This window comes from Escherichia sp. F1, from assembly GCF_046764225.1.
Classification (GTDB): domain Bacteria; phylum Pseudomonadota; class Gammaproteobacteria; order Enterobacterales; family Enterobacteriaceae; genus Escherichia; species Escherichia coli.
The window spans coordinates 3,807,079-3,828,486 of sequence record NZ_CP177202.1 but is presented as its reverse complement, the minus strand read 5'-3'; the positions used below and the strand labels follow the sequence as shown (position 1 = coordinate 3,828,486).

Below are 21,408 nucleotides of genomic sequence, written 5' to 3'. Positions count from 1 at the left end.
TGTTCCTCCTTAAACCACATCCGGCAGTTTATCGAGCAGCTTATCCAGAGTGATGGGATAATCCCGTACCCGAATACCGGTGGCGTTATACACCGCGTTGGCGATAGCCGCGCTCACGCCGCACAGGCCCAGCTCACCGACACCTTTGGCCTTCATCGGGGAGGAGATGGGGTCGGTATCATCCAGGAAAATCACCTCCTGTTTTGGGATATCCGCATGAACCGGCACCTCATACCCCGCCATATCGTGATTAACGAAGTAGCCCAAACGGTTATCCACCGCCAGCTCCTCCATCAGTGCCGCACCCATGCCCATAGTCATTGCGCCAATGACCTGGCTGCGTGCAGTTTTCGGATTCAGGATGCGTCCTGCAGCACACACAGCGAGCATACGCCGGACCCGAACTTCTCCCGTCGCGCTATGCACGCCGACCTCCACAAAATGCCCGGCAAAGGTCGACTGCTGGTACTCCTTGCTCAGTGTTCCGAATTCAATGCTCTCTTCCGCTGTCAGTCTGCCGCCTGCGGTGGCCTCATGTAGCATGGCGCTTCGGGTACCGTTGGTAATCTTGCCGTCGGCAAACTGCGACTGCTCAGGATCAAACCCGACTGCCGAGGCAATCATTTCGCGAAGCTTCACACAGGCGGCGTAAATGCCGGAGGTGGAGGTATTTGCGCCCCATTGTCCACCAGACCCCGCAGAAACCGGGAAACTGGAATCGCCGAGGTGAACCGCAACCTGCTCCAGCGGTACGCCAAGCATTTCCGCTGCCGTCTGGGCCAGAATGGTGTAGCTGCCGGTGCCAATGTCGGTCATGTCCGTTTCCACGGTAACGGTGCCGTTTGGTTCGAGGTGAACCCGAGCCCCCGATTTTTCCAGCAGATTATTGCGAAAGCCCGCCGCGACGCCGTGGCCGACTAGCCACTCTTCGTCGCGTACCTGTCCGGGTGTGGCGTTGCGCTGCTTCCAGCCAAATTTATCCGCTCCGGTGCGCAAGCACTCGATAAGCTGACGGCGAGAGAAGCGGCGCGTCGGGTCGGCGGGGTCAACCTGAGTGTCATTCAGGATGCGAAACTCGACGGGATCGATGCCCGCTTTTTCCGCCAGTTCGTCGATCGCGATTTCGAGCGCCATCAGACCGGGGGCTTCGCCGGGCGCACGCATGGCGTTCCCTTCCGGCAAATCAAGCGTGGCGAGCCGCAGGCCGGTATGACGATTCGCCCCTGCGTAAAGAAATTCGCTTTGCTGTACCGCCGTTTCCGGCGTGCCGCCGGGCAGGTTTCCGGACCAGCTTTCATGTGAGATAGCAGTGATTTTCCCGCTCTGGTCGGCACCGATACGCAAGTGCTGAAGGGTGGCGGGGCGGTGCGTGGTGTTATTGGGAATAGTGGGGCGGGGGAGCATCACTTTAACCGGACGTTTCACCGCACGGGCGGCGAGGGCCGCCAGCAGCGCATCGCTTCTCAGGAACAGCTTGCCGCCAAACCCTCCACCGATATACGGGGAGATAATACGCACATTCTCCACGGGCACTTTCAGCGTTTTTGCCAGATCGGTGCGGCACCAGTCAATCATCTGATTTGAGGTCCAGAGGGTAAGCTTATTTCCATCCCAGACGGCCATCGAGGCATGCGGCTCCATCGCCATATGGCTCTGGTCCGGGGGCGTGTAGGTAGCATCAATCTTCACCGCAGCGGAGGTGAAAGCCCCGTCAAAGTCACCAACATTTTTATCGGGCGTGTCTTCCGGCGGCTGACTGACGGCCTGTTTCTCGTCCGCCAGGGAGTAAGCTCCTTTATTACGGCGATAGTGCGCCTGCACCAGCGAGGCCGCCGCTCGTGCCTGTTCGAAGGTCTCGGCCACTACCAGCGCAATGGCCTGATGATAGTGCTCAATAGTGGGGCCGCCTAACAGCCTGGCGGTGTTTTTGTCGCCTTTGCCGAGTGCCCCAGCGTTACTGGCGGTAATGACAGCCAGTACGCCCGGCGCTTTTTGCGCGGCGTCCGTATCAAGGGCGGTGAGGCGTCCTTTGGCAATGGCAGAACTGACGATATAACCATAGGCGGCGTTGGGGGCTTCTTCATGCCATTCGTAGGCGTAGCGTGCCGTGCCGGTAGTTTTCAGCGGTCCGTCGATGCGGTCATGGGGACGACCGACAACCTTCAGCTGATCGATCGGGTTTTCCCCTGCGGGTTTATCAAATTTCATGCCTGTGCCCTCGCTTCAGCCAGTACGGAGGCAAGCGTTCGCTTCGCCAACAGGAGTTTAAAGGTGTTTTCAGCGGTGGGATGGGCGCTGGCGAACAGCGCGTCATATACGGCCTGCGCCCCCTGGGATAGCTGAGCATCCGCAGCCTCAATGCGCCAGGGCTTATGTGCTACTCCGCCCAGCGCGACGCGCCCGCTGCCGTCAGGCTGAATAATCGCTGCGACCGATACCAGGGCAAAGGCGTAGGAGGCGCGATCGCGCACCTTACGGTAAATATGTTTTCCGCCGAGCGGCGGAGGTAACGTCACCGCAACGATAAGCTCACCGGGAAGCAGGGCGGTTTCAATGTGCGGCGTTTTTCCCGGAGGGTGATAAAAATCAGCCAGTGTGATACTGCGAGTCTTTCCCTCCGGCGTGATGGTTTCCACCACCGCATCCAGCAACCGCATTGCGACCGCCATATCGCTCGGATGGGTGGCAATGCAGGCTTCGCTTACGCCTACCACCGCGTGCTGACGGCTAAAGCCTTCAAGTGCCGCGCAGCCGCTCCCGGGCAGGCGCTTATTGCAGGGCTGATTGGTGTCGTAAAAATAGGGGCAGCGCGTGCGCTGGAGCAGATTACCTGCGGTGGTTGCCTGATTACGTAACTGACCAGACGCGCCAGCGAGCAGGGCGCGGGAGAGTACCGCGTAATCACGACGCACGCGCTCGTGAGCCGCCAGGTCGGTGTTCCGTACCAGTGCGCCGATGCGCAGCCCACCCGCGTCGATCACTTCAATCTTATCGAGCCCGAGCCCGTTCACATCGATAAGGTGGGGGGGCGTTTCAATTTCCAGCTTCATCAGGTCCAGCAGATTGGTCCCGCCAGCGATAAATTTTGCGCCGGGTACGCGCTGAGCGCTAAGTGCCGCCTCGGCAGGGGTGTTCACACGTTCATAGGTAAACGCCTTCATGATTTTATCTCCCCCGCAGCGTCTTCAATGGCGGCAAGGATGTTAGCGTATGCACCACAGCGACAGATGTTGCCGCTCATACGTTCACGGATCTCATCGGCAGTTCTTTCTGGAGGGGAAACCAAATCGACCGTGACGTGACTGGGAATGCCGTCCTGAATCTCTTTTAGCACCGCTACTGATGAGCAAATTTGCCCGGAGGTGCAGTAGCCGCACTGGAAGCCATCATGTCTGATAAAGGCCGCCTGCATAGGATGAAGATGGTCTGGTGAACCCAGGCCTTCAATGGTGGTGATCTCGGCCCCCTGATGCATGACTGCAAGCGTCAGGCAGGCATTAAGCCTTCGACCATTGACCAGCACGGTACAGGCTCCGCACTGTCCGTGATCGCAACCTTTCTTGGTACCGATCAGATGCAGATTTTCACGCAAAGCGTCCAGTAGCGTGGTTCGGGTATCAACGTCCAACTGCTCGGTTTTGCCGTTCACCTTAAGTGTCAGGGGCATTATCTCTGGCGCGGGTGTAGCTGCCGGAACGCTTGCCGCAAGCGTAGAATGAGGATAAACCACGGCGGTCGCCGCCGTTGCGGCGCTGACTTTAATCAGATCGCGACGGGTCAAACTAAAATCGTGCGGCTCGTGCTTCCCAACCCGATTATCTTCGGGGTATTCGCCTTGGTTGCTCATACCAGGCCTCCGGTATTCTAAAGGGGAAAATAAGAATGCGTTGCGAGAGTGCTGATGCTTTTTTAAACGTTAAGCATAGTCGGTGAGAGCAGGAGGATTATTCTTAAAACGCGAATGCAGCTATGAGCCCGGCTAATTAATTCATATTCGCCGATGACGGGAGCTCGTTTATTGCTTTAGTTGTGCGATGCAAAAACCGATAAGGAAACCTGTGATTGTCAGCTCAGCATCACCCTGTAAATCGTTGTCACTTTTAATATAAAAATAGGGAGAAATGATGGTGCTTATATTCATTGGCGATTAGTCACCATTGCATTATACAAAACAATACAGTTCTTTACATTTGTCTTATTTTATGAATACTCCTGAAGAGATGTATAACATAATGGTACAAGCAGGGTAGATATGAATATATTTGAACAAACTCCACCGAACCGCAGACGTTATGGTCTTGCTGCATTCATTGGGCTGATTGCTGGCGTTGTTTCCGCATTTGTGAAGTGGGGGGCTGAAGTTCCATTGCCGCCACGTAGCCCGGTGGATATGTTTAATGCAGCGTGTGGCCCGGAATCATTAATCAGGGCTGCTGGGCAAATTGATTGCTCCCGTAATTTTCTCAATCCTCCGTATATTTTTCTTCGAGACTGGTTGGGGCTGACAGATCCCAATGCGGCTGTTTATACCTTTGCCGGGCATGTCTTTAACTGGGTTGGTGTTACGCACATTATCTTTTCGATAGTGTTTGCTGTCGGTTATTGTGTGGTCGCTGAAGTATTTCCAAAAATTAAACTCTGGCAGGGCTTACTGGCAGGTGCTTTAGCCCAACTTTTTGTTCATATGATTTCATTCCCTCTCATGGGACTGACGCCACCTCTGTTTGATCTCCCGTGGTATGAGAATGTTTCTGAAATTTTTGGACATTTAGTCTGGTTCTGGTCCATTGAAATTATTCGCAGAGATTTACGAAACAGAATTACTCATGAGCCAGACCCTGAGATCCCTTTAGGCTCAAACAGATAATGCATTGAATAATAAAAATGGCGCAAATGCAGCGCCATTTTTATAGGTTAAAAACATTGCTTTTTACTTTCTGAAGCAGATAGCCCGTGAGTACATCGCGCTACTTCAGGATGCTGTAGATCCGGAGAACACTATAGAGGAAGAGGCATTGTTGCTGGCAGATGGAAGAAGTTTCGGGTTTTGTTATCCCTGAAAAACGAAGCCCCGCGATTATAGCTGGCGGGGCAGTGCAATTAATTATTGCATATTTATAACGGTGTCAGCCCGTATTTAGCTCTTGCACGATTGCAAGCCTCATTGACGACTCCGTTCTCACCAGACATGGCGAATTCTCTGCACGTGGACGATCGATTTTTATATATCGTGCAGCAGGCATTTTTGCCCGGTGTTCCTGCAAGGGCAATACATCGGGGGTTTTTCTGATTGGTACCGCTCATGCATCGGTGAAAAGGGGATATTTGTTCAGTGAGCCTGGCGGGAATGGTACCGCCAGCATCGTCGGCTTCGGCCCAGTAAAAAGAGACGCGGAAAAATGCACAACAGGCACCACACGTCATGCATGGATTCAGATTGCTCATAATTCACCAGTACAGCTATAAATCGTAAAGAGAACAGCGGTACATCGTATGTAAGAACGTACCGCGGTTGGCTGGAGAACTTTCGATAGTGTGAGTATTGAATGATTTCCAGCCGTTACCGATTTTACGTACTAATTCGTGAAGAAACCACTCGTTAGCAGGCTGCCTGGCACCTTTCCGTGTCTCCTGAACACTATGGTGTGCATATGAGAAAGCCCATCGTTACAGGTGATATTGACGATCGCGTCCACATCATTTAAACGATTTTTGGGGCTTTGAGGTGGAATTCTTCCCTCGACCGATGGATAAGTCTTAGTCCGCCGAAGGGGGCTTAGCCGCACAGGAATCGCTAATCTTAATGAATTTGTCGTTATAGACCAGATAATGATTCCCCGGCTGACGTAACTCAGGCTGATGAACCACGTCTCCCGGACGTAGATACCAGGCATCGCCTTCCTCTTCGGTCGAATCACATCCTGGCTTAATCAGTAGCTTAAACCATGTGTTGCCAGTGTTACTTACCGTTCCTGTCACCTTGTCGAAGGACCATTTAAACTGAACCTGACGAGGTCGTACTACCAGAATGGTATCCATCACCACCACCGGCTCCGTGCTGACCTCGCCGCCGGTTGGGCTGCGTCTTGTCTGGTTGCGAGTGGGGACCTCGCGAAATGAGACCCGGTAGTAGCGCTCGCGGTTATCCCGTGGACCATGATAGTAAAATTTAAAATACTCGCTCTCACCAGCCTGCAACGCCAGCTGGCGGGGGGCGAAAAGCAGTTCACCATCCACCGGTCGGGTGCGCAATTCACTGCTGCCCGGGCTATCAATAGCACTGATGGCAATACGGTATATCCGTGCGCTTTTGTTGTTATTCACTACACGTTTGCTGACAAAGTCAGTCTCGGACGGCAGCGAAAATGTCAGATTGCCGACCGAAATCGCCTGTGTCAAAGGTGCCGCCAGCATACAGACCGCTGTCAGCAGGGCCTTAGTTAATGTTACGCCACGTCGCCTGAACATGAATTTCTCCTGAAGCGCTGACTTCGCCAAACCAGCCGTTATCATCTACCGTACGCAGCGAAATGGCGTTATCCATTGGAATCGAAAATTTGACTGTGGTCTTATCCATCTGCCCCACTTCGCCAGAGATATCAGTCCACGGTGTGGTCAACCACAGCGCATCGGTCATATCCCGCCAGCTATCATCGCACCCGGCATCGTAGGTTTTTGTAGCTCCATTGCGGGTAATAAAGGAAAGTGTCGCCGGGAACGGTACTTTCGCCTTACCGTCATCGGAGCTGAAGACACAATAGGAGCGCCCGCCAATCACCTGCGCGGGTCCGGTCACCTTGATCAGCACTTCGTCGGCAGCTGTTTTACCGCTGGTGGTTACGATATAGCCGAAATCGAGTGCCGACTCGCCGCTGCCAACATATCCCTCCCGCGACGGTGTCTGAGTATATTCATCGGAGATAATACTGATGCTGAAATCACGGGGTTTGATAATCAGCGTGTTGGAGGTAGAAAATTCATACCAGCCAGACTCCGGTGATGTGGTGTTCTGAAAGCGAAAGTTGAATAGATCTTTGGTGTTGATATCGCTGATCCCGAGGTTCACCATCTGCTTAAAGAAGTTGCTCGAGAAGAAAACATAGATCGAGTCTGCGCTCTTCATCTCGTTGAAGGTGTAGTAATAGGCAGTATTGCTCACCGGTTTCCATGAACTGCCATTCAGACTGAACTGCATATCGTACGCCCCGACGGCCGAGGCTAACGACGAGTTGGCGATCGCCGGGAATATATGGATTGAGGTGTTGCTGAGTCCGTTTGTTTGCAGGGTATAGTTAACCATCTTACAACTTAATCCTGAACGGCTGCCGATGGTTTGCGTCCGGCAGTCGGCGTTCCCTTCGCCCAGAGTCGGTACTCCGTCGCTGTTGATAAACACCTCCGCCAGCGAGTGGGTATTTATCAACCGTAGATTTGCTGCTTTCGTATGGGTGACGTTGCGAACATACCAGTTGCCGGAGGCCTGATCCTTACAGCGTGCGCCGCTGCTGGCGTCATAGTTCACAGAGGTCTGGCAGGCATTGATGGTCATTGTAAAGCTGCTGCCGACGGGCATTTGTTGCAGATACTGGTAAAACGCGTCTGACAACATGCCGTGCATCCACTTCGCGCCGCCGCTGGTCACCGTCGCGCCATAAAATCCACTGGCGTCGGTGGTTTGCGGCAGGATAAGACTGGTGGTCATATTACACCCAGCGTACCAGTTGATGCAGCGCAAGCCAGTTAAAGGAGATGAAACTGGTGAATTTTCCAGCCACATATCAAACTTCCAGTTGGTATAAAGGCCGGTGTTGTAACCGTTATCAATGTAGCCGAGGCTTTGCTGATAGATGGTTCCTGAGCCAGTGTATTTTAAACCGGTCCAGCGGTTGGCACCGGTCAGGCGCGGATCCAGCGCCCCGCCAGGCGTGACGAAAAAGTTGTCGTCTGAGTTGTTTTCGACAAACACAAACTCGCGTGCCGGAGCATCCGCCCAGGTTGTTTTGCTCACTGCCGCTCTGAGCGCGGTTGCAGGCCAGATTAGCGCAAAGATTATCATCGCTATCAGTAGGTTAACTCTCATTCTCTTCTCCTGTCTGCGTCACCGCCGCCCACGATGAGAGGCCGCTGCAGACCACATCACCGACCCAGACGGCACCGCGCGCCTGGTTGAGTTCCAGTGCCACTTCGCAGGTTTTATTGCCACTGTAGCGAAAATCGATAGTGGGGTATTTCTTATCCACGTCCATGACAAACTCGCCGTTTTCATCGGTTCGGGTTCGGCCGATATGGTTGTTAATCCGTGCGTTAGCCAGCAGTGTGCCGTCTTCCGCACGGATACGACCGGAGACGGTAACCATCTGCTTCACCTCTGGCTCAATGACAGCGACATTGCCTGGATAGAGAGTCAGATGACTTTTGCGACCGCTGACGATATCGTAACTGTCGAGTGAGTTTTTGCTGTTCTGCAACTCCACCTCATATCTTCCATAGGGAGAGAGCGGGAGATAGTTACGCTTGCCGTTAAGCGTGAAAATCCGCCCGTTGATTTTGGCGCTGATCTGACCATCGTTCTCCAGGCCAGTGTCGAATATCACCCCAGCGTTGCCATCGGTCCGCCCGCTGGCAGCGATGTTTTTACCCTGCCAGCCGACGCTGCCGTTGGCGGTCAAATTGGTATTGATGTAGCCGTCCGCCGCGCTATTAACGTTCAGCGTTCCGCTGGCGTAACGAGCGTCGAACTGTGCATACGCCCCACCGCTGAGGGTTTTGTCATCACCGGTATCGCCGGAGATGGCTCGTGACAGATTGGCACCAACAGTGCGAATGGTCCCTTCATCAAACTGCTTGCGTGCTGACAGGTTTGCCATGGTGTAGCCGTTTTGATGAGTCATCCCTGCGCTAAACCAGTTGCCCAGTGGTAGCGAGAGATCGAGAGCGATATATTTCCCTGTATTGGCGTTGCTGTCGCCGTTGTTATAGCGCTGAATACCGGCCCGCAGGCCAAGCGAACCAAAGGTACCGCTGTAGACATTTTGATAGTAATCTGCCGTGTAATAATGGCTGTTGTAACGGCGGTCATCATTGTAGCTGATGCTGAATGTGCCCAGCTTCGACCACAGTGAGTTCAGGTTGAGTGTGCCGCCGATAGCACGGTTGTCGGCATCGCTACGTCGCAATTGATTGCCAATGCGGGTTTTTTCCTGGTTAACCCACAGCGAACTGAAGCCTCCCGGTAGAGTGGCGCTGATGCTGGCGATGTTGCTCCATGAGCTGTCACTGGCCAGCATGTTTTGCAGGTTAACGTTGATCGCCCCCCCAAGCGGCAGCGTCAGACGGGTTTCACCCACCGCCTGATTATCGTATCCATATCCCGTTGCCGCCCAGCTAAGCGTACTCAGTGAGCCGGAGGTCGAGGCACCTGCCAGCCAACTCTCTTTAGCTGGTCGCGTCTTTTTCCCGTTTTCCGACCAGCGATCCATATGAAAGCTACCGCCCCATATCTGCCACGCCAGTGGTGCACCGACGCCGCGCCCCCGGCTAAACAGCTTATTGACCCGTTGAGTGCGTTTGCTGATCACGCGACCGTTAACGATTACCTCAACTTCCACATCGTAAATACCGTACGGTAGACCCCGGGTATCCACTTCATGATTGCCCATGGTGAAGTTCTGAACGCTTAGTAGCCGCCCATCACGGGTGAGATGTACTTCGCCCGCCGCCGGTAAAAAGGCGATCACTGGCGTGGCCGACTGGCTGCTGTCGAAGATGGTGGAGCTGGCCTGGTTTCCCCAGGAAAGGCCGTAAATCTTCCCTGCTGAAATGGCGGTCATCGGCCCTAAGGACTGCAAGTTCCAGGTGTCGAGCATTCCACCGGCAAATCGGTGACCAGCAAAATCGCGTTCATACATCGCTTTATATAATTCACTGTCATGTTGACCGCTACCGATCCCATACAGCGAGCCGTCGAGCACCACATGATGTTCGCGCAGTGCTGTAACGTTATTCAGCGACAGATAGCTGGATGTGTTGCTCCCGCCGTTACGCAACTGGTTGTTATAGATGCCGAAGTTATAGCTCAGATTACTGCTGAGGGTGTTAACACTGGACTGCCCGATGTCTTCGCTACGTGAGCGTAGTACAGTGCCCAGCGCTTCGCGCTTGACCACCAGCTGCAGCAGCAGTTGGCGCAAGCTGAGATCCAGCTGCGCGTTGTCAGTCAGGGGGATGGTAAGGGCCTCATTGAACGGGGCGTTCGCCAGAGCCATCAGCTGTTGTCGAGTTTGTTCGCTGACACTGGCGTTATCTTCACTCTCTTCCAGCTGTATTTTCCGGATGCGTAGCTGTCCATCATCCAGCCAGATAAAAGCGCTGCCGATTCGCTGATCGTCCTGGCGACCCTGGCTACCGGCGAGATGAATATAGAGTGGGACGCTCATGCCGTCCTGAAGCGCCTGACTGAAGGCCTGCGGTATAATCACCCCACCTATTTGCTGCGCACTTATGTCAGCAGCGCTGGCATCGGGCTGAACGAACAAAAAGACCATGCCGAAGGCAAACTGGGCTTTCAGTCCTGGGGAGAACCGTCGTAAAGGCATTGTCGTTATCCATCTGCACAGCTATCTATTTCACGGGAATGAACTTATCACCCTGCCAAAGTGCAACCCGTCCTTTGTTATCCGCCGTGTCCACGCGGGTAAAACGACGCGACTTGCCCGGCATCAGGTAGTAATTCTCTTTACACTCCTTACCATTGGCGGCTTTCAGGCAGGGGCCGTAGGCGAGGATCCGCAGCGTCGCATTTCCTGTATTTGTCAGGGAGCCGTTGGCGTACTGAAAGTGGTAGTTCGCCTGGCGGGGTGCGACGACCAGAATGGTGCCGATGCGGGCGGAAGCAGTGGCCACAGCGCTACGGTTGGCATTATCGCGCTGCGCATCACTGAGGGCCTGATCAAACCAGACAATGCGGTAGTAGCGCTCTTTTTCATCTGCGGGTCCCTTATAGAAGAAGCGGATCACTTCGCTGGCTTGGGCGGGTAGCAGCAAGCTGGCGGGAGTGAGTAGCAACTCATCCGGCTTGTCCATTGCGATAACCTGCCCGTCGTCAAGCGGTGAAGAGAGCCGTTCGAGACGGATATTGATGAGGCGGCCACTGTCGGTACTGTTTTGGATCGTTTTGCTCAGCGTGCTGCTGTCACTGTTCATAAACGATGATATATCGCCGACATCCAGCGCCTGGGCCGGAGATATTCCGGAAAACAGCAGAGTGAGAGGCAGAAGGTGCTTTTTCATAACAATTCCGTCCAGGAATAAAGCAGGGGGGTACCCCTGCTGGTACATCAGAGAGATTAACTGGTCCAGGTCGCGTCGAACTGTACGCTAACGTCGCCGCTCCAGATGCCTTCCGGTAGAGTGCTGTAATCGGTTACTGCGGTGGTACCATTGGTGGTGCCGCTGATGATGGAGAAAGTGAAACCATCCTGTGCGGTGGTACGATTGCTGGCATTGTAACCGTTAGCCAGTGGGCTAAGGTTGCCGCCCAGTACGCCGTTGGCGGTATCGATCATCACGGTATCGCCAGTTTTTTCGACTGCCGCGCCGTTATAATCCACGCCCACATTCAGTGTGGAACCTGAGGTATCCAACTGGGTTAAGGTGTTGGTGATAAGACGTGAGGTCAGTTTAAAGGCGGTAGCCGTTGAGTCACCCTCGATAGCCACATCAAATAGACCTTTCTGTGAGTTAAAACCTTTAATGCCTTCGGCATACTGGAACGCCAGGCTACCGAGTGGCGTCACAACCAGCTTACTGGTGGTGTCTTTTTTGGCTGTTGCTGACCAGGTCGCTACAGCCTGAGCTGTTACGTCAGCAGCCTGCGCCACACCTGTACCGGTAAACACCGTTACCAGAGCTATTGCCAGAACCTTTTTTTTCATTGCTTTTCTTCCCGAGTTGAATTGAGGACGTGATGTCCCGGTGAGTCATTTTTTAAAACTAACTTGCCTGGAGTTTACGGAACCAACTTATATATTTTTGAGTACAGCTTGGCCTCAGCATTACGCCGATGGGTATACACTGTCTTCACACTACAATTTTCAATTCTGGCAATCGATTTAGGCAGCATTCCCTGAGCCGTCATGCGGATAATTTCCATTTCCCGGTCCGTGATTTTATCTTTCTTAATATCTTTTCTCAGGAACCTGCCATTAATCACATAGGCCAGTTCTTTTCTAATATCACGACTCAGTCCAGCGTATACCACGCCCCTAATATTGCTGTTGTAATACCAATAATTTGCTAAGGCTTCTGACTTTCTGGCCGCAATCAATACGACCTGTTTCCCCTTTACCGCGGATAACCACTCATTATCACGGTTTATAAACTCAGTTAAAGAATCCGTATTGAGATTGATAAACACGAAATCTTTTCTGATTTTCTCCAGCGATAGATAAATTAATCTGTCGATATCCACAATCAGTTCAGATAGTCCTTTATAGAAGTAGGCGTCATGGGGAGACCAGATGTATTTATCAGAACGGTTTTGACATTCCATATGGTTTTTAACCTCATAGTCCCTGCTGTAATCATTTTGCCATGTCACTACTTTCCAAACCTGTAATTTTTACAGGTACATTCAGTTTCTTTAGTAAATCGGAAGTAAATAAGATACGTAGCACATATCAATATAGGTTAAACGAGATTAAGTTTTAATTATTTCGATTAGGTTTAAATTTATGTTTTTTTCCTGATGAGTGTCAATATGTGAACAGAAAAGGAATTCCATGGTTAAGTCAATATTTACAAAAAATGAAAATATTGCTTTTTTGATAAGAAGAAAAAGACATTCAGTTTCATAAGGTTATTGGCAATATAACGTTCAATTCTTACTTGCATTTTATATTAGCCAGGAACTTTGCCCTGAGGTGTTAGGAATAGTCTTAATGTGTTGTGTAATGGACTAGTAAAAAAACAAGTTTAAATGATAAGAAATAGAATATAAAGCTATCATGAGTCATAATTAAAGATGATTTGCCAATCAGTAAGGTGTTTTAATGGATTAACATGCCGCACAAAATGGTTATGGGTGTTCATCCCAATAAGTGATGAAAAATTAAACAGGTGTAAGTACGTCATCTGTCCGGTAAGCCCCCTAAGAGCCAAATTAAGTGAAGTTAAACGAAGACTGCCAGTTGTCACAGGAACGATGGCCTCTTTGCCAGGGCACTGCATTCAGTCATCTGTGCGCGTTACTCTAACTGGCTCTCGAACGTCGGCGATGGGGTTACCGGTGGATCAGGCCGTTCCTGTGGCGTAAACGTTTTTATGTCAGTACCAACAGATTTACCACATTTATCATCTTAACCGTTTGAGTGTAAATGCAGGCTGCGTCGCAAAGGGAGGAAACTGAGTGGCGTGTTCAGTCTAAAAGAGAGTTTATGCCAGCATACAGGGCGCAGCTGGTCAACAAGTCAACATTAATATAATGGAATATTCGGAGAGAAACGTCAGGCAGTTGACCTTAAATGAACAGGAAGATACATCCCCAGGAAAATTAATGCTGGTGTAATAAATACACCAACATTAATCCGGTCTGATTATTAATCAGACAAATATCGTTAATCCGGCGAATTATGAATCAACGCTTTTTCTTACGCCCCTGAACGGCCTTAAAACGTGGATTAGATTTACAAATCACATACAGCCGTCCTTTTCGCTTCACAATCTGACAGTCTGGATGGCGTTCTTTTGCGGTACGCAGAGAGTTAAGGACTTTCATCACGCCTCCTTTTTCGTGCTAACAAAACGACCAAAACGTTGGGTGAACCGTGCAACATTTCCTTCTGATGCTACTGTTCTCAGCTTCCCTGTATAGAACGGGTGCGATTTCGAAGAGACATCAATTGTCACGTACGGATACGTTACGCCATCCAGCTCAATCTCACGGTCTGTTTTGATAGTCGAGCCGATTTTAAAGTACTCATCAACACTGGTGTCGTGGAACACCACAGTACGATACTCAGGATGGATATTGGGTTTCATTATTTTCACCTGTTATGTTATAACATAACCATAAAGATACATGCTCATCCGGATCATTTCAACACCCAATCCCTGTGACCCTTTGTGGATGTGGAATTTCCGCAACGGGGAACTCTGGCATTGTTAGCAGCCATTGGTGACGCTCCCATAAACGCCTGGATGAGTGATTGATGATGGTTTTGCTGAGAGTATGGATTTTTCGAGAATGGAGGTTATCTCCACTTTACTGGCCGATGATTTATCGCAGTATGATTGATTACCTGACAGCGTGTATTCCTCTCCCACGGATATAATAATTACTTACAAAAAAGGGAGAGGATGCATATTTTAAATATCACTGAAGTGAACAGTTTATTGCCGTTATTAATAGAAATGGAGAAATAAATAGGCGTATTCTACAATTGCGACAAAAACAACGATATTAATCAGTTTATGACTGATTTGTTGTACTTTATTCTCTTTCATTGGTACTTCCTCGCTTTAAAAAAGAGCGCACTTCGTAAGTGCCCTTATATAAATAACGAGTTTGGTCAACCAATTTTTTGACATGTATCACAAATTTGAATAGATGTATTACATCGGCTATCTTTTATTGCCCCAACGTCATTGATATATGTCGCCTGAAGTCAGTTCCGGGAATGAGTCTGATCTCAAGACTGGCCCAGTCCTCGAGTTGATTGGCGCTGAGGAGCATATCGCATCTCATCATAATGTCGTATCTCCTGGGGTGTTATACAAGATATCGTTGTTGGTAACCTGGGCGAGGAATTGAGCTTTATTAAACAGTCAACTATGCCGGATACATACTGGATTACACTGCAGGCACGCCTTATGAGAGAACGTGCCGCAGTGACGGGTTAATTATCTGAAAGAATTTGTGAGGCTGTATCGGTTACTCATTGATTTGATAGTTTTACTCTCGGGAGAGTAATAGACATTTAATCCATTAACGGAAACCAGCCAGTTCCTCTAGATGCCTGAATTTGATCCCATAGTTTATCCGGAATGGTTAATTCAGGAACAAGTTGTGGATTAAGGGTTGTTTGAATTTCATGACTTCTACCTGATTCAGCTAAAGTCACCCATTCTGGATTTATCACCAGCCCTTTACCGATCGCAACAAGTGGCAGGCCAGCGGAAATTGCTTCTTGAGCCTGAGACGGTGTGCGTATTTTACCTGCGGCGATTATCGGCACTCTGCCTGCAATATGATTTAAAATCAATTCAATAGTTCGGGGGCCATTTGGCGACTCAACAGGGTAGCTATCGTTAATACTGACCAGCGAGGTATGTATATACGAAATACCGGATGAAATGAGCCGATCAAGGAGTTTATAAGTATCCTCTATCCGCAGCCCCCCTGTTGCAGATTCTTCAGGAGATATTCTGTAACCGATGGCAAAGGGCTTTGTCGCATATTCATAGACTACATTTTTTACTTCCTGTAATACGGCCAGCGGGAAGCGCAGACGTCCTTCGAGATCTCCTCCCCATCGGTCATTACGCTGGTTAAATAGAGGGGAGAAGAAATTCTGTAGAAGGAATCCGTGCGCACCATGAAGTTCAACGCCATCAAAACCTGCTTTAATCGCCCTTTTTGTGACATCTCCGAATGCTCTAATGGTTTCCTGAATTTCGTTTTCAGTCATTTCCCTGCTTTGTACCACTCTATTCATAAAGTCACCAGATTTTACGCTTGATGCGCTGGCACTAATAACATCGTTATTTGGTACAAGCTCCGGGATGGCTTTATTACCGGCGTGGAAAATCTGCAAAATAGCCGGAGCACCGCCACTTTTGGCTGCCGCTGCTAACTTTTCAAGGCTGTTAATGAAACGGTCGTCATACGCGGCAAATTCATGAGTAAACCCAATGCCGGTTGGCGTGACATAGGTACATCCTGTTATTACTAAACCAACATTTTGTGAGCGACGTTTATAAAATTCGAGTTCTTGCTCAGAGATGGTTCCATCAGGATTCGCTGACCAGGTTGTCATAGGAGCCATAACGATACGATTACGTAGCTTTATTTTTTCTGTCAGCATAAAAGGAGAAAACAATGATGGGTGTTTATTTGTCATAACAATACCTCAAATGTTTATCTGATTTTGATGCGTATGTTTTAACTGGTTAGTTGTTGCCAGCTTTGGAACCAAGATTTCTGGCTTTATTTATAATCCCTTCAAAGGGTTTCTAATAATCTTAATAATTGAGTTGCTGCTTTTTTGTTTCTTTAATGAAATTTCTTTTTGAGTAATTTTATTATTGTTGTGTAGTCAATAAAGGATAAATGTCAGGGAGATAAGGAATCTCCCTGTAAAATTATTACAAATGTGTTTTATAAAAAGGAATTAATTTATCGAGTGCCTGTTTCACAGGTTCTGGCTTATCATACAGGTCGTAATGTGAATAACCTTCAACCACGACCAGCTCTTTATGTTTTGAGGCAGCGCGGCCAATAATTTCGCAGCCGTCACGGTAGGCACCAAATGCGCCCACTCTATCGCCCACCACAACCATTATTGGTTGAGTTAACAGGACTTCTGCAAGATGAAATGCATCCCAACCCACGGCAACAGTCTGATGTGAGAATAGCGAACGATTTACCCCATTAGGTGCACAGCCTCGTGGCGAACGATAATATTCTGTGGCTTCAAAAAGGTCTATTTCTGTTAATCCCGCTTCAAGAGCTGCATCCGGAGAAGAGGGGAGTAAATCATCTACGCGAAGTTTTGCGCCGTTAGCTTCGTCTGTTCTTTGTTGCGCCATTGCTTCGAGTGCTCCGATAGGATTAAACGCTGTAAATCCCTCACGCATAAGACGCCCGTAGTTTGCACCCGTGACAGTACCAATAGCTTTAATTCGACGTTCTGTCATTGCGGCATTAATGGCATATCCACCTCCACCACAAATACCCAGTACACCAATACGCCCGGCATCAACGTAAGGTAAGGTGGTAAGGTAATCAACGACAATGCTGAAGTCTTTTACTCGCATTGTTGGATCTTCCAGATAACGCGGTTCCCCACCGCTGCTTCCCTGAAAACTGGCATCAAAAGCAATGACGATAAAGCCAGCTTTTGCCAGGGCGGCACCATACACACTACCCGATGTCTGTTCTTTGCAGCTTCCAATTGGATGGGCGCTGATAATGGCAGGATACTTTTTTTCACTATTAAAATCGTCAGGGAAATAGATATCAGCAGCTATATCCCAGTAAGTGTGTTTTATCGAAACAGTTTTCATTTCAAGCTCCGGGGATTTGCCTAAACAGATTTAAATATCATTTCTATTATCCGCAACTGGCATTCGTGTTCATATCGAGAACGGCGTAATAGTATGACTTGTATTGGTTATCATCAATGGTCTAATATCTATCACAGTGTTAAGTTAAGGTTTACAATGATGAAAATAGAGCCTTCAATTTTGCCTTCTCTTGCCTGGTTTGCGCATATTGTTCGTGCCGGCAGTTTTTCCAGAGCCGCTTCTGAAATGGGTATTACGCGGGCCGCATTGTCCCAGAATTTAAAATCTCTTGAGGAACGTCTTAACACCAAGCTGATATACCGTACGACCCGCAATATGTCGCTTACTGAGGAAGGACAGCGTCTGTATGAAGTGCTGGTGTCGGCTTTGGGGCAAATTGATGATGCTTTGAAAGATGTTGGTGATACCCAACTTGAACCTACAGGCCTGTTGAGAATAAATTCCTCCCGTGTTGCAGCAAGGATGCTTATTGAGCCTCATATTGGCGAGTTTCTTACTCGTTACCCCAAAACAAAGATAGAACTCATTATGGATGACGGTTTATCTAACATTATTGCGGACGGCTGTGATGTGGGCATACGTCTTGAGCAAGGACTGGATGAGCATATGACTGCCGTTCCTGTTTCTCCGCTTATTAAACTGGTTACTGTGGCATCGCCAGATTATTTAAAAGAACACGGTATTCCTGAAACGCCTCAGGAACTGAGTAACCATAATTGCCTTCGGTTGCGGCATAAAAGTAGCGGTGCACTCTCTGCATGGGAGTTTTCTAATGTTGCGGGCGGGAATGAAGAGTTCGAAATAGAGGTTTCAGGTAAGTATATTTCTAATGATGACGAAAGCATGATACGAATGGCGCTGAATGGAACGGGTATCATTCAACATCTGGATTTTGCAATCGCTGAACATATCAATGCGGGCAAGTTACAGCCGATTCTTGAGGATTGGGCCGTTTCATTTCCTGGGTTTTATATATATGTTTCATCACGGGTGAGAATGCCCTCTAAAGTTCGTGCTTTTATTGATTTTATGGTGGAGAAAAGAGTAAAAATAGAAAGTTAATGATGTGTGTCAGAATATCGGTAAGAAGAATGGCACAATCGTGAGGATACGTTTATTCATAATAAATCTCCTGAAAGTTTAGAATTATTTTCGATACAGCCAGATTATCATTGTTACTAATAATGTGGTTAAAATAATAGCATCTATGCCCCCCTTCATGAGTGTCTGTGAAGAGGATGCTTCTACAAGGAAATCGCCAATGCTCAAAGAAAACTTCAACGAACTGCAAATCTTTCTTGTGGTGGCAAGAGAGCGAAGTTTTACCAAAGCAGCGGGCAAACTCGGCGTCTCTCAGTCTGCACTTAGCCATGCAATGAAGGCTCTGGAGGAAAGGCTCAATATCCGCCTCCTGACACGGACTACCCGCAGTGTGGCTCCCACAGAAGCGGGGGAGAGAATCATTGCCTGCCTTGAACCGCGTATTGACGAGCTTGAACAGGAACTGGAATCACTTATTCAATTGAACGGCACGCCCTCCGGGAATATTCGTTTATCTGCCGGGGAACATGCCGCGCGAAGTCTGGTCTGGCCGAAGCTAAAACCTTTTCTCAGAGAGTATCCCGAAATCAATGTCGAACTGGTGGTGGATAACGGTTTTGTCGATATTGTTGAAGGCCGTTTTGATGCCGGGATACGACTGGGTGAAAATGTTGATAAAGATATGGTTGCAGTCAGGATTGGACCAGATATGCGGATGGCTGTGGTGGGAGCTCCGGCGTATTTTGCTGCAAACCCTGCGCCTGAAACGCCTCATGAGCTACAAAATCATCGCTGCATCAACATGCGTTTGCCAACTGCCGGTGGGCTTTACCACTGGGAGTTCGAGCGAGAAGGGAAACCGCTTCGCGTTAAGGTTGATGGGCAGCTGACGTGTAGTCCGTTGCCAGAAAGAATTGATGCCGCCTTATCAGGGTTTGGGATCGCTTGTGTCCCTGAAGACATGGTTCAGGAGTATATAAAGTCAGGCAAGCTTATTCAGGTGTTACAGGAGTGGTGTCCAACTTTTCCCGGATATTATCTTTACTACCCCAGCCGCAAGCAGCATCCGCCAGCTTTTGCGCTGTTGATCGATGCGCTTCGCTACACCGAATAACGGGTCCTTTATCCTGGACCCGTTTGGGTATTAGCGGCCTACGCGTGCCTGATGTTCAGGCGAGTAACGTTCACCGACGATTTTAATTGTTTCCAGCGCCTCGGTTATCTGCTGCGTATCTTTCTGCGAAAGAACAATGTCAGCAGCGGCCAGGTTTTCTTCCAGCCGGTTCAGTTTAGTGGTGCCAGGGATGGGAACAATCCACGGCTTTTGTGCTAATAGCCATGCCAGTGCGATTTGTGCAGACGTTACCCCTTTCTCCGCAGCCAGTTCACCTAACAAGGTGACCAGTTTTTCATTGGCTTCAATGGCTTGTGCTGCGAAACGCGGTACGGTGCTGCGGTAATCATCTTTGCCGAAAGTGGTTCCCGGCTTAATCGACCCGGTCAGGAAACCTTTACCTAGTGGGCTGAAGGGGACAAAACCAATCCCCAGTTCCTCCAGCAACGGCAGAATTTCCTGTTCAGGCTCACGCCACCACATGGAATATTCGCTTTGCAGGGCGGTGACAGGTTGTACCGCATGCGCACGACGAATGGTTTGTGCGCCAGCCTCGGACAGACCGAAATGTTTGACCTTACCTTCTGCGATGAGGTCTTTCACCGTTCCTGCAACATCTTCAATAGGAACATCCGGATCAACACGGTGTTGGTACAGCAGGTCAATAACATCTGTCTTCAGACGACGTAATGATCCTTCAACGGCTTCACGGATATGTTCCGGACGGCTGTTTAAAATCTGCTGCTTATTATCATCGCCGAAGGTAAAACCGAATTTAGTGGCGATCACCACGCGGTCACGAAACGGTTTTAAGGCTTCGCCGACCACTTCTTCATTCAGATACGGACCATACACTTCGGCGGTATCGAAGAAGGTGACGCCACGTTCAACCGCAGCACGAATAAGTTCGATAGCCTGACGGGTATCGGTCGCCGGGCCGTAGCCGTGGCTTAAGCCCATGCAACCGAGCCCAAGGGCGGAGACTTCGAGTCCGGATTTACCCAGATAACGTTTTTGCATTGAATGAATACCTCTTTTATCGCGGCTTAAACATCAAGTTTGCGGCCAGTCAGCCATTCCACCATTGCGGGATCGCGGTGAGAGAAGAACGCGCTGGTTGCGGTATCCAGGGCGGTAATTTGCAGCATATCTTCAGGACTGAGTTCAAAATCGAGAATGTTGATGTTCTCTTCCATGCGTTCTCTGCGTACTGATTTTGCAAGCGAAACAATGCCTCGTTGGTAGATCCAGCGCAGAACAACCTGGCCTACGCTTTTGCCATACTTCTCGCCAATTGCCGTGAGAACAGGATGCTGGAACAGACCATTTTTCCCTTCCGCAAACGGTGCCCAGGCTTCTGGATGAATACCACGACTTTGCATCCACGGAACGGCGTGTAGCTGCTGATTGAAAGGGTTAACTTCAACCTGGTTTACCGTTGGAACGACGTTATTAAAGGCGATAAGGTCAGCCAGTCGGTCAGGATGGAAGTTACTGACGCCAATAGCGCGGATCTTGCCTGCCTGTTGCAGCTCTTCCATGGCACGCCAGGCTCCGTGGACATCGCCATATGGCTGGTGAATCAAGTACAGGTCAACGTAATCAAGTTGCAGTCGATTCAGAGAGCGTTCGAACTGGGCTTTGGCCCCTTCGTAACTGGTATCCTGCAACCAGAGTTTCGTGGTGACAAAGAGTTCGTTACGGGCGATACCGCTTTGTTTCAGTGCGTTCCCGACCTGGGTTTCATTTTGATAGGAGGCGGCGGTGTCAATCAGTCGATAACCGGTGTTAATAGCGTCAATGACCGCTCTTTCGCATTCGGCGGCATCGGTCATCTGAAATACACCAAAGCCCAACAGGGGCATTTCAATACCGTTGTTCAGTTTTACTTTTTGCATGGTGTTATCCTTCCGTTATCGTTCATGAGAAGCATAACGTAAAGGGAAAAG

The 21,408-nt window shown here is 49.6% G+C and carries 20 protein-coding genes and 1 pseudogene; 4 read left to right on the top strand and 17 right to left on the bottom strand.

The window, feature by feature from the left end; all coding sequences use genetic code 11:
* Positions 1-9: 9 nt before the first annotated feature.
* From paoC to paoA, 3 genes are read right to left on the bottom strand one after another with little or no spacing between them, the layout of a single operon-like run.
* On the bottom strand, positions 10-2,208 hold the full coding sequence (paoC, locus tag ACK8NJ_RS18390; protein WP_411961865.1) for an aldehyde oxidoreductase molybdenum-binding subunit PaoC: 2,199 nt from the start codon (positions 2,206-2,208) through the stop codon (positions 10-12).
* Positions 2,205-3,161, bottom strand: coding sequence for an aldehyde oxidoreductase FAD-binding subunit PaoB (gene paoB / locus ACK8NJ_RS18385; protein WP_087890993.1), 957 nt, complete (start codon positions 3,159-3,161; stop codon positions 2,205-2,207). Before paoB ends, paoC begins: the two co-directional genes overlap by 4 nt.
* Positions 3,158-3,847 carry an aldehyde dehydrogenase iron-sulfur subunit PaoA gene (gene paoA, locus ACK8NJ_RS18380; protein ID WP_001589762.1) on the bottom strand — a complete coding sequence of 230 codons (690 nt, stop codon included), beginning with the start codon at positions 3,845-3,847 and terminating at the stop codon, positions 3,158-3,160. The genes paoB and paoA overlap by 4 nt, the downstream gene beginning before the upstream one ends.
* Before the next feature lie 405 nt (positions 3,848-4,252).
* Between paoA and ACK8NJ_RS18375 the strand changes: the two genes are divergently transcribed.
* Positions 4,253-4,867 carry a YagU family protein gene (locus ACK8NJ_RS18375; protein ID WP_001019920.1) on the top strand — a complete coding sequence of 205 codons (615 nt, stop codon included), beginning with the start codon at positions 4,253-4,255 and terminating at the stop codon, positions 4,865-4,867.
* Between the two features lie 248 nt (positions 4,868-5,115).
* Here the strand turns inward: ACK8NJ_RS18375 and ACK8NJ_RS18370 are convergent, their stop codons facing one another.
* The 7 genes from ACK8NJ_RS18370 to ecpR all read right to left on the bottom strand — a co-directional run bounded on the left by ACK8NJ_RS18370 (position 5,116) and on the right by ecpR (position 12,550).
* Entirely contained in the window at positions 5,116-5,445 is a 330-nt protein-coding gene (locus tag ACK8NJ_RS18370; protein WP_001303809.1) for a YkgJ family cysteine cluster protein, read from the bottom strand.
* A gap of 312 nt (positions 5,446-5,757) precedes the next feature.
* Complete coding sequence (ecpE, locus tag ACK8NJ_RS18365; RefSeq protein WP_328115049.1) at positions 5,758-6,468, bottom strand: fimbrial chaperone EcpE; 711 nt, start codon at positions 6,466-6,468, stop codon at positions 5,758-5,760.
* Complete coding sequence (ecpD, locus tag ACK8NJ_RS18360) at positions 6,437-8,080, bottom strand: fimbrial adhesin EcpD (RefSeq protein ID WP_001314501.1); 1,644 nt, start codon at positions 8,078-8,080, stop codon at positions 6,437-6,439. Before ecpD ends, ecpE begins: the two co-directional genes overlap by 32 nt.
* On the bottom strand, positions 8,070-10,595 hold the full coding sequence (ecpC, locus tag ACK8NJ_RS18355; protein WP_411961864.1) for a fimbrial usher EcpC: 2,526 nt from the start codon (positions 10,593-10,595) through the stop codon (positions 8,070-8,072). Before ecpC ends, ecpD begins: the two co-directional genes overlap by 11 nt.
* A 25-nt stretch (positions 10,596-10,620) precedes the next feature.
* Complete coding sequence (gene ecpB / locus ACK8NJ_RS18350) at positions 10,621-11,289, bottom strand: fimbrial chaperone EcpB (RefSeq protein ID WP_001366495.1); 669 nt, start codon at positions 11,287-11,289, stop codon at positions 10,621-10,623.
* 56 nt (positions 11,290-11,345) lie between these two features.
* Complete coding sequence (ecpA, locus tag ACK8NJ_RS18345; RefSeq protein WP_000730982.1) at positions 11,346-11,933, bottom strand: common pilus major fimbrillin subunit EcpA; 588 nt, start codon at positions 11,931-11,933, stop codon at positions 11,346-11,348.
* A gap of 74 nt (positions 11,934-12,007) precedes the next feature.
* Positions 12,008-12,550, bottom strand: a complete 543-nt coding sequence (gene ecpR, locus ACK8NJ_RS18340; protein WP_001305433.1) for an ECP biosynthesis operon DNA-binding transcriptional regulator EcpR — start codon at positions 12,548-12,550, stop codon at positions 12,008-12,010.
* Positions 12,551-13,373: 823 nt separating this feature from the next.
* Between ecpR and ykgL the strand changes: the two are divergent.
* Positions 13,374-13,599: pseudogene (gene ykgL / locus ACK8NJ_RS18335) on the top strand (protein YkgL).
* Positions 13,600-13,633: 34 nt separating this feature from the next.
* Here the strand turns inward: ykgL and ykgO are convergent.
* From ykgO to ACK8NJ_RS18310, 5 genes are all read right to left on the bottom strand, one after another.
* Positions 13,634-13,774: a type B 50S ribosomal protein L36 gene (gene ykgO, locus ACK8NJ_RS18330; protein WP_000866436.1), complete on the bottom strand. Its 141-nt coding sequence runs from the start codon at positions 13,772-13,774 to the stop codon at positions 13,634-13,636.
* The gene (locus ACK8NJ_RS18325; RefSeq protein WP_000803997.1) at positions 13,774-14,037 is read right to left on the bottom strand and encodes a type B 50S ribosomal protein L31; all 264 of its coding nucleotides are present in this window, start codon (positions 14,035-14,037) and stop codon (positions 13,774-13,776) included. Before ACK8NJ_RS18325 ends, ykgO begins: the two co-directional genes overlap by 1 nt.
* Positions 14,038-14,400: 363 nt before the next feature.
* Entirely contained in the window at positions 14,401-14,502 is a 102-nt protein-coding gene (ykgR, locus tag ACK8NJ_RS18320) for a small membrane protein YkgR (RefSeq protein ID WP_000662258.1), read from the bottom strand.
* Positions 14,503-14,975: 473 nt separating this feature from the next.
* On the bottom strand, positions 14,976-16,118 hold the full coding sequence (locus ACK8NJ_RS18315; RefSeq protein WP_411961863.1) for an NADH-dependent flavin oxidoreductase: 1,143 nt from the start codon (positions 16,116-16,118) through the stop codon (positions 14,976-14,978).
* 244 nt (positions 16,119-16,362) lie between these two features.
* Positions 16,363-17,283 carry an alpha/beta hydrolase gene (locus ACK8NJ_RS18310; RefSeq protein WP_000860029.1) on the bottom strand — a complete coding sequence of 307 codons (921 nt, stop codon included), beginning with the start codon at positions 17,281-17,283 and terminating at the stop codon, positions 16,363-16,365.
* A 156-nt stretch (positions 17,284-17,439) separates the two neighbouring features.
* Here ACK8NJ_RS18310 and ACK8NJ_RS18305 point away from each other — a divergent pair, with 156 nt between their 5' ends.
* Positions 17,440-18,366, top strand: a complete 927-nt coding sequence (locus ACK8NJ_RS18305) for a LysR family transcriptional regulator (RefSeq protein ID WP_247792809.1) — start codon at positions 17,440-17,442, stop codon at positions 18,364-18,366.
* A 199-nt stretch (positions 18,367-18,565) separates the two neighbouring features.
* Positions 18,566-19,459, top strand: a complete 894-nt coding sequence (locus ACK8NJ_RS18300) for a LysR family transcriptional regulator (RefSeq protein WP_000910713.1) — start codon at positions 18,566-18,568, stop codon at positions 19,457-19,459.
* 30 nt (positions 19,460-19,489) lie between these two features.
* On the opposite strand, the gene ACK8NJ_RS18295 is transcribed toward ACK8NJ_RS18300, so the two are convergent.
* Positions 19,490-20,479 (bottom strand): aldo/keto reductase, encoded by a 990-nt coding sequence (locus tag ACK8NJ_RS18295; protein ID WP_089703838.1) that lies wholly within the window; start codon positions 20,477-20,479, stop codon positions 19,490-19,492.
* A 26-nt stretch (positions 20,480-20,505) separates the two neighbouring features.
* Complete coding sequence (locus ACK8NJ_RS18290; RefSeq protein WP_411961862.1) at positions 20,506-21,357, bottom strand: aldo/keto reductase; 852 nt, start codon at positions 21,355-21,357, stop codon at positions 20,506-20,508.
* Positions 21,358-21,408: the final 51 nt, after the last annotated feature.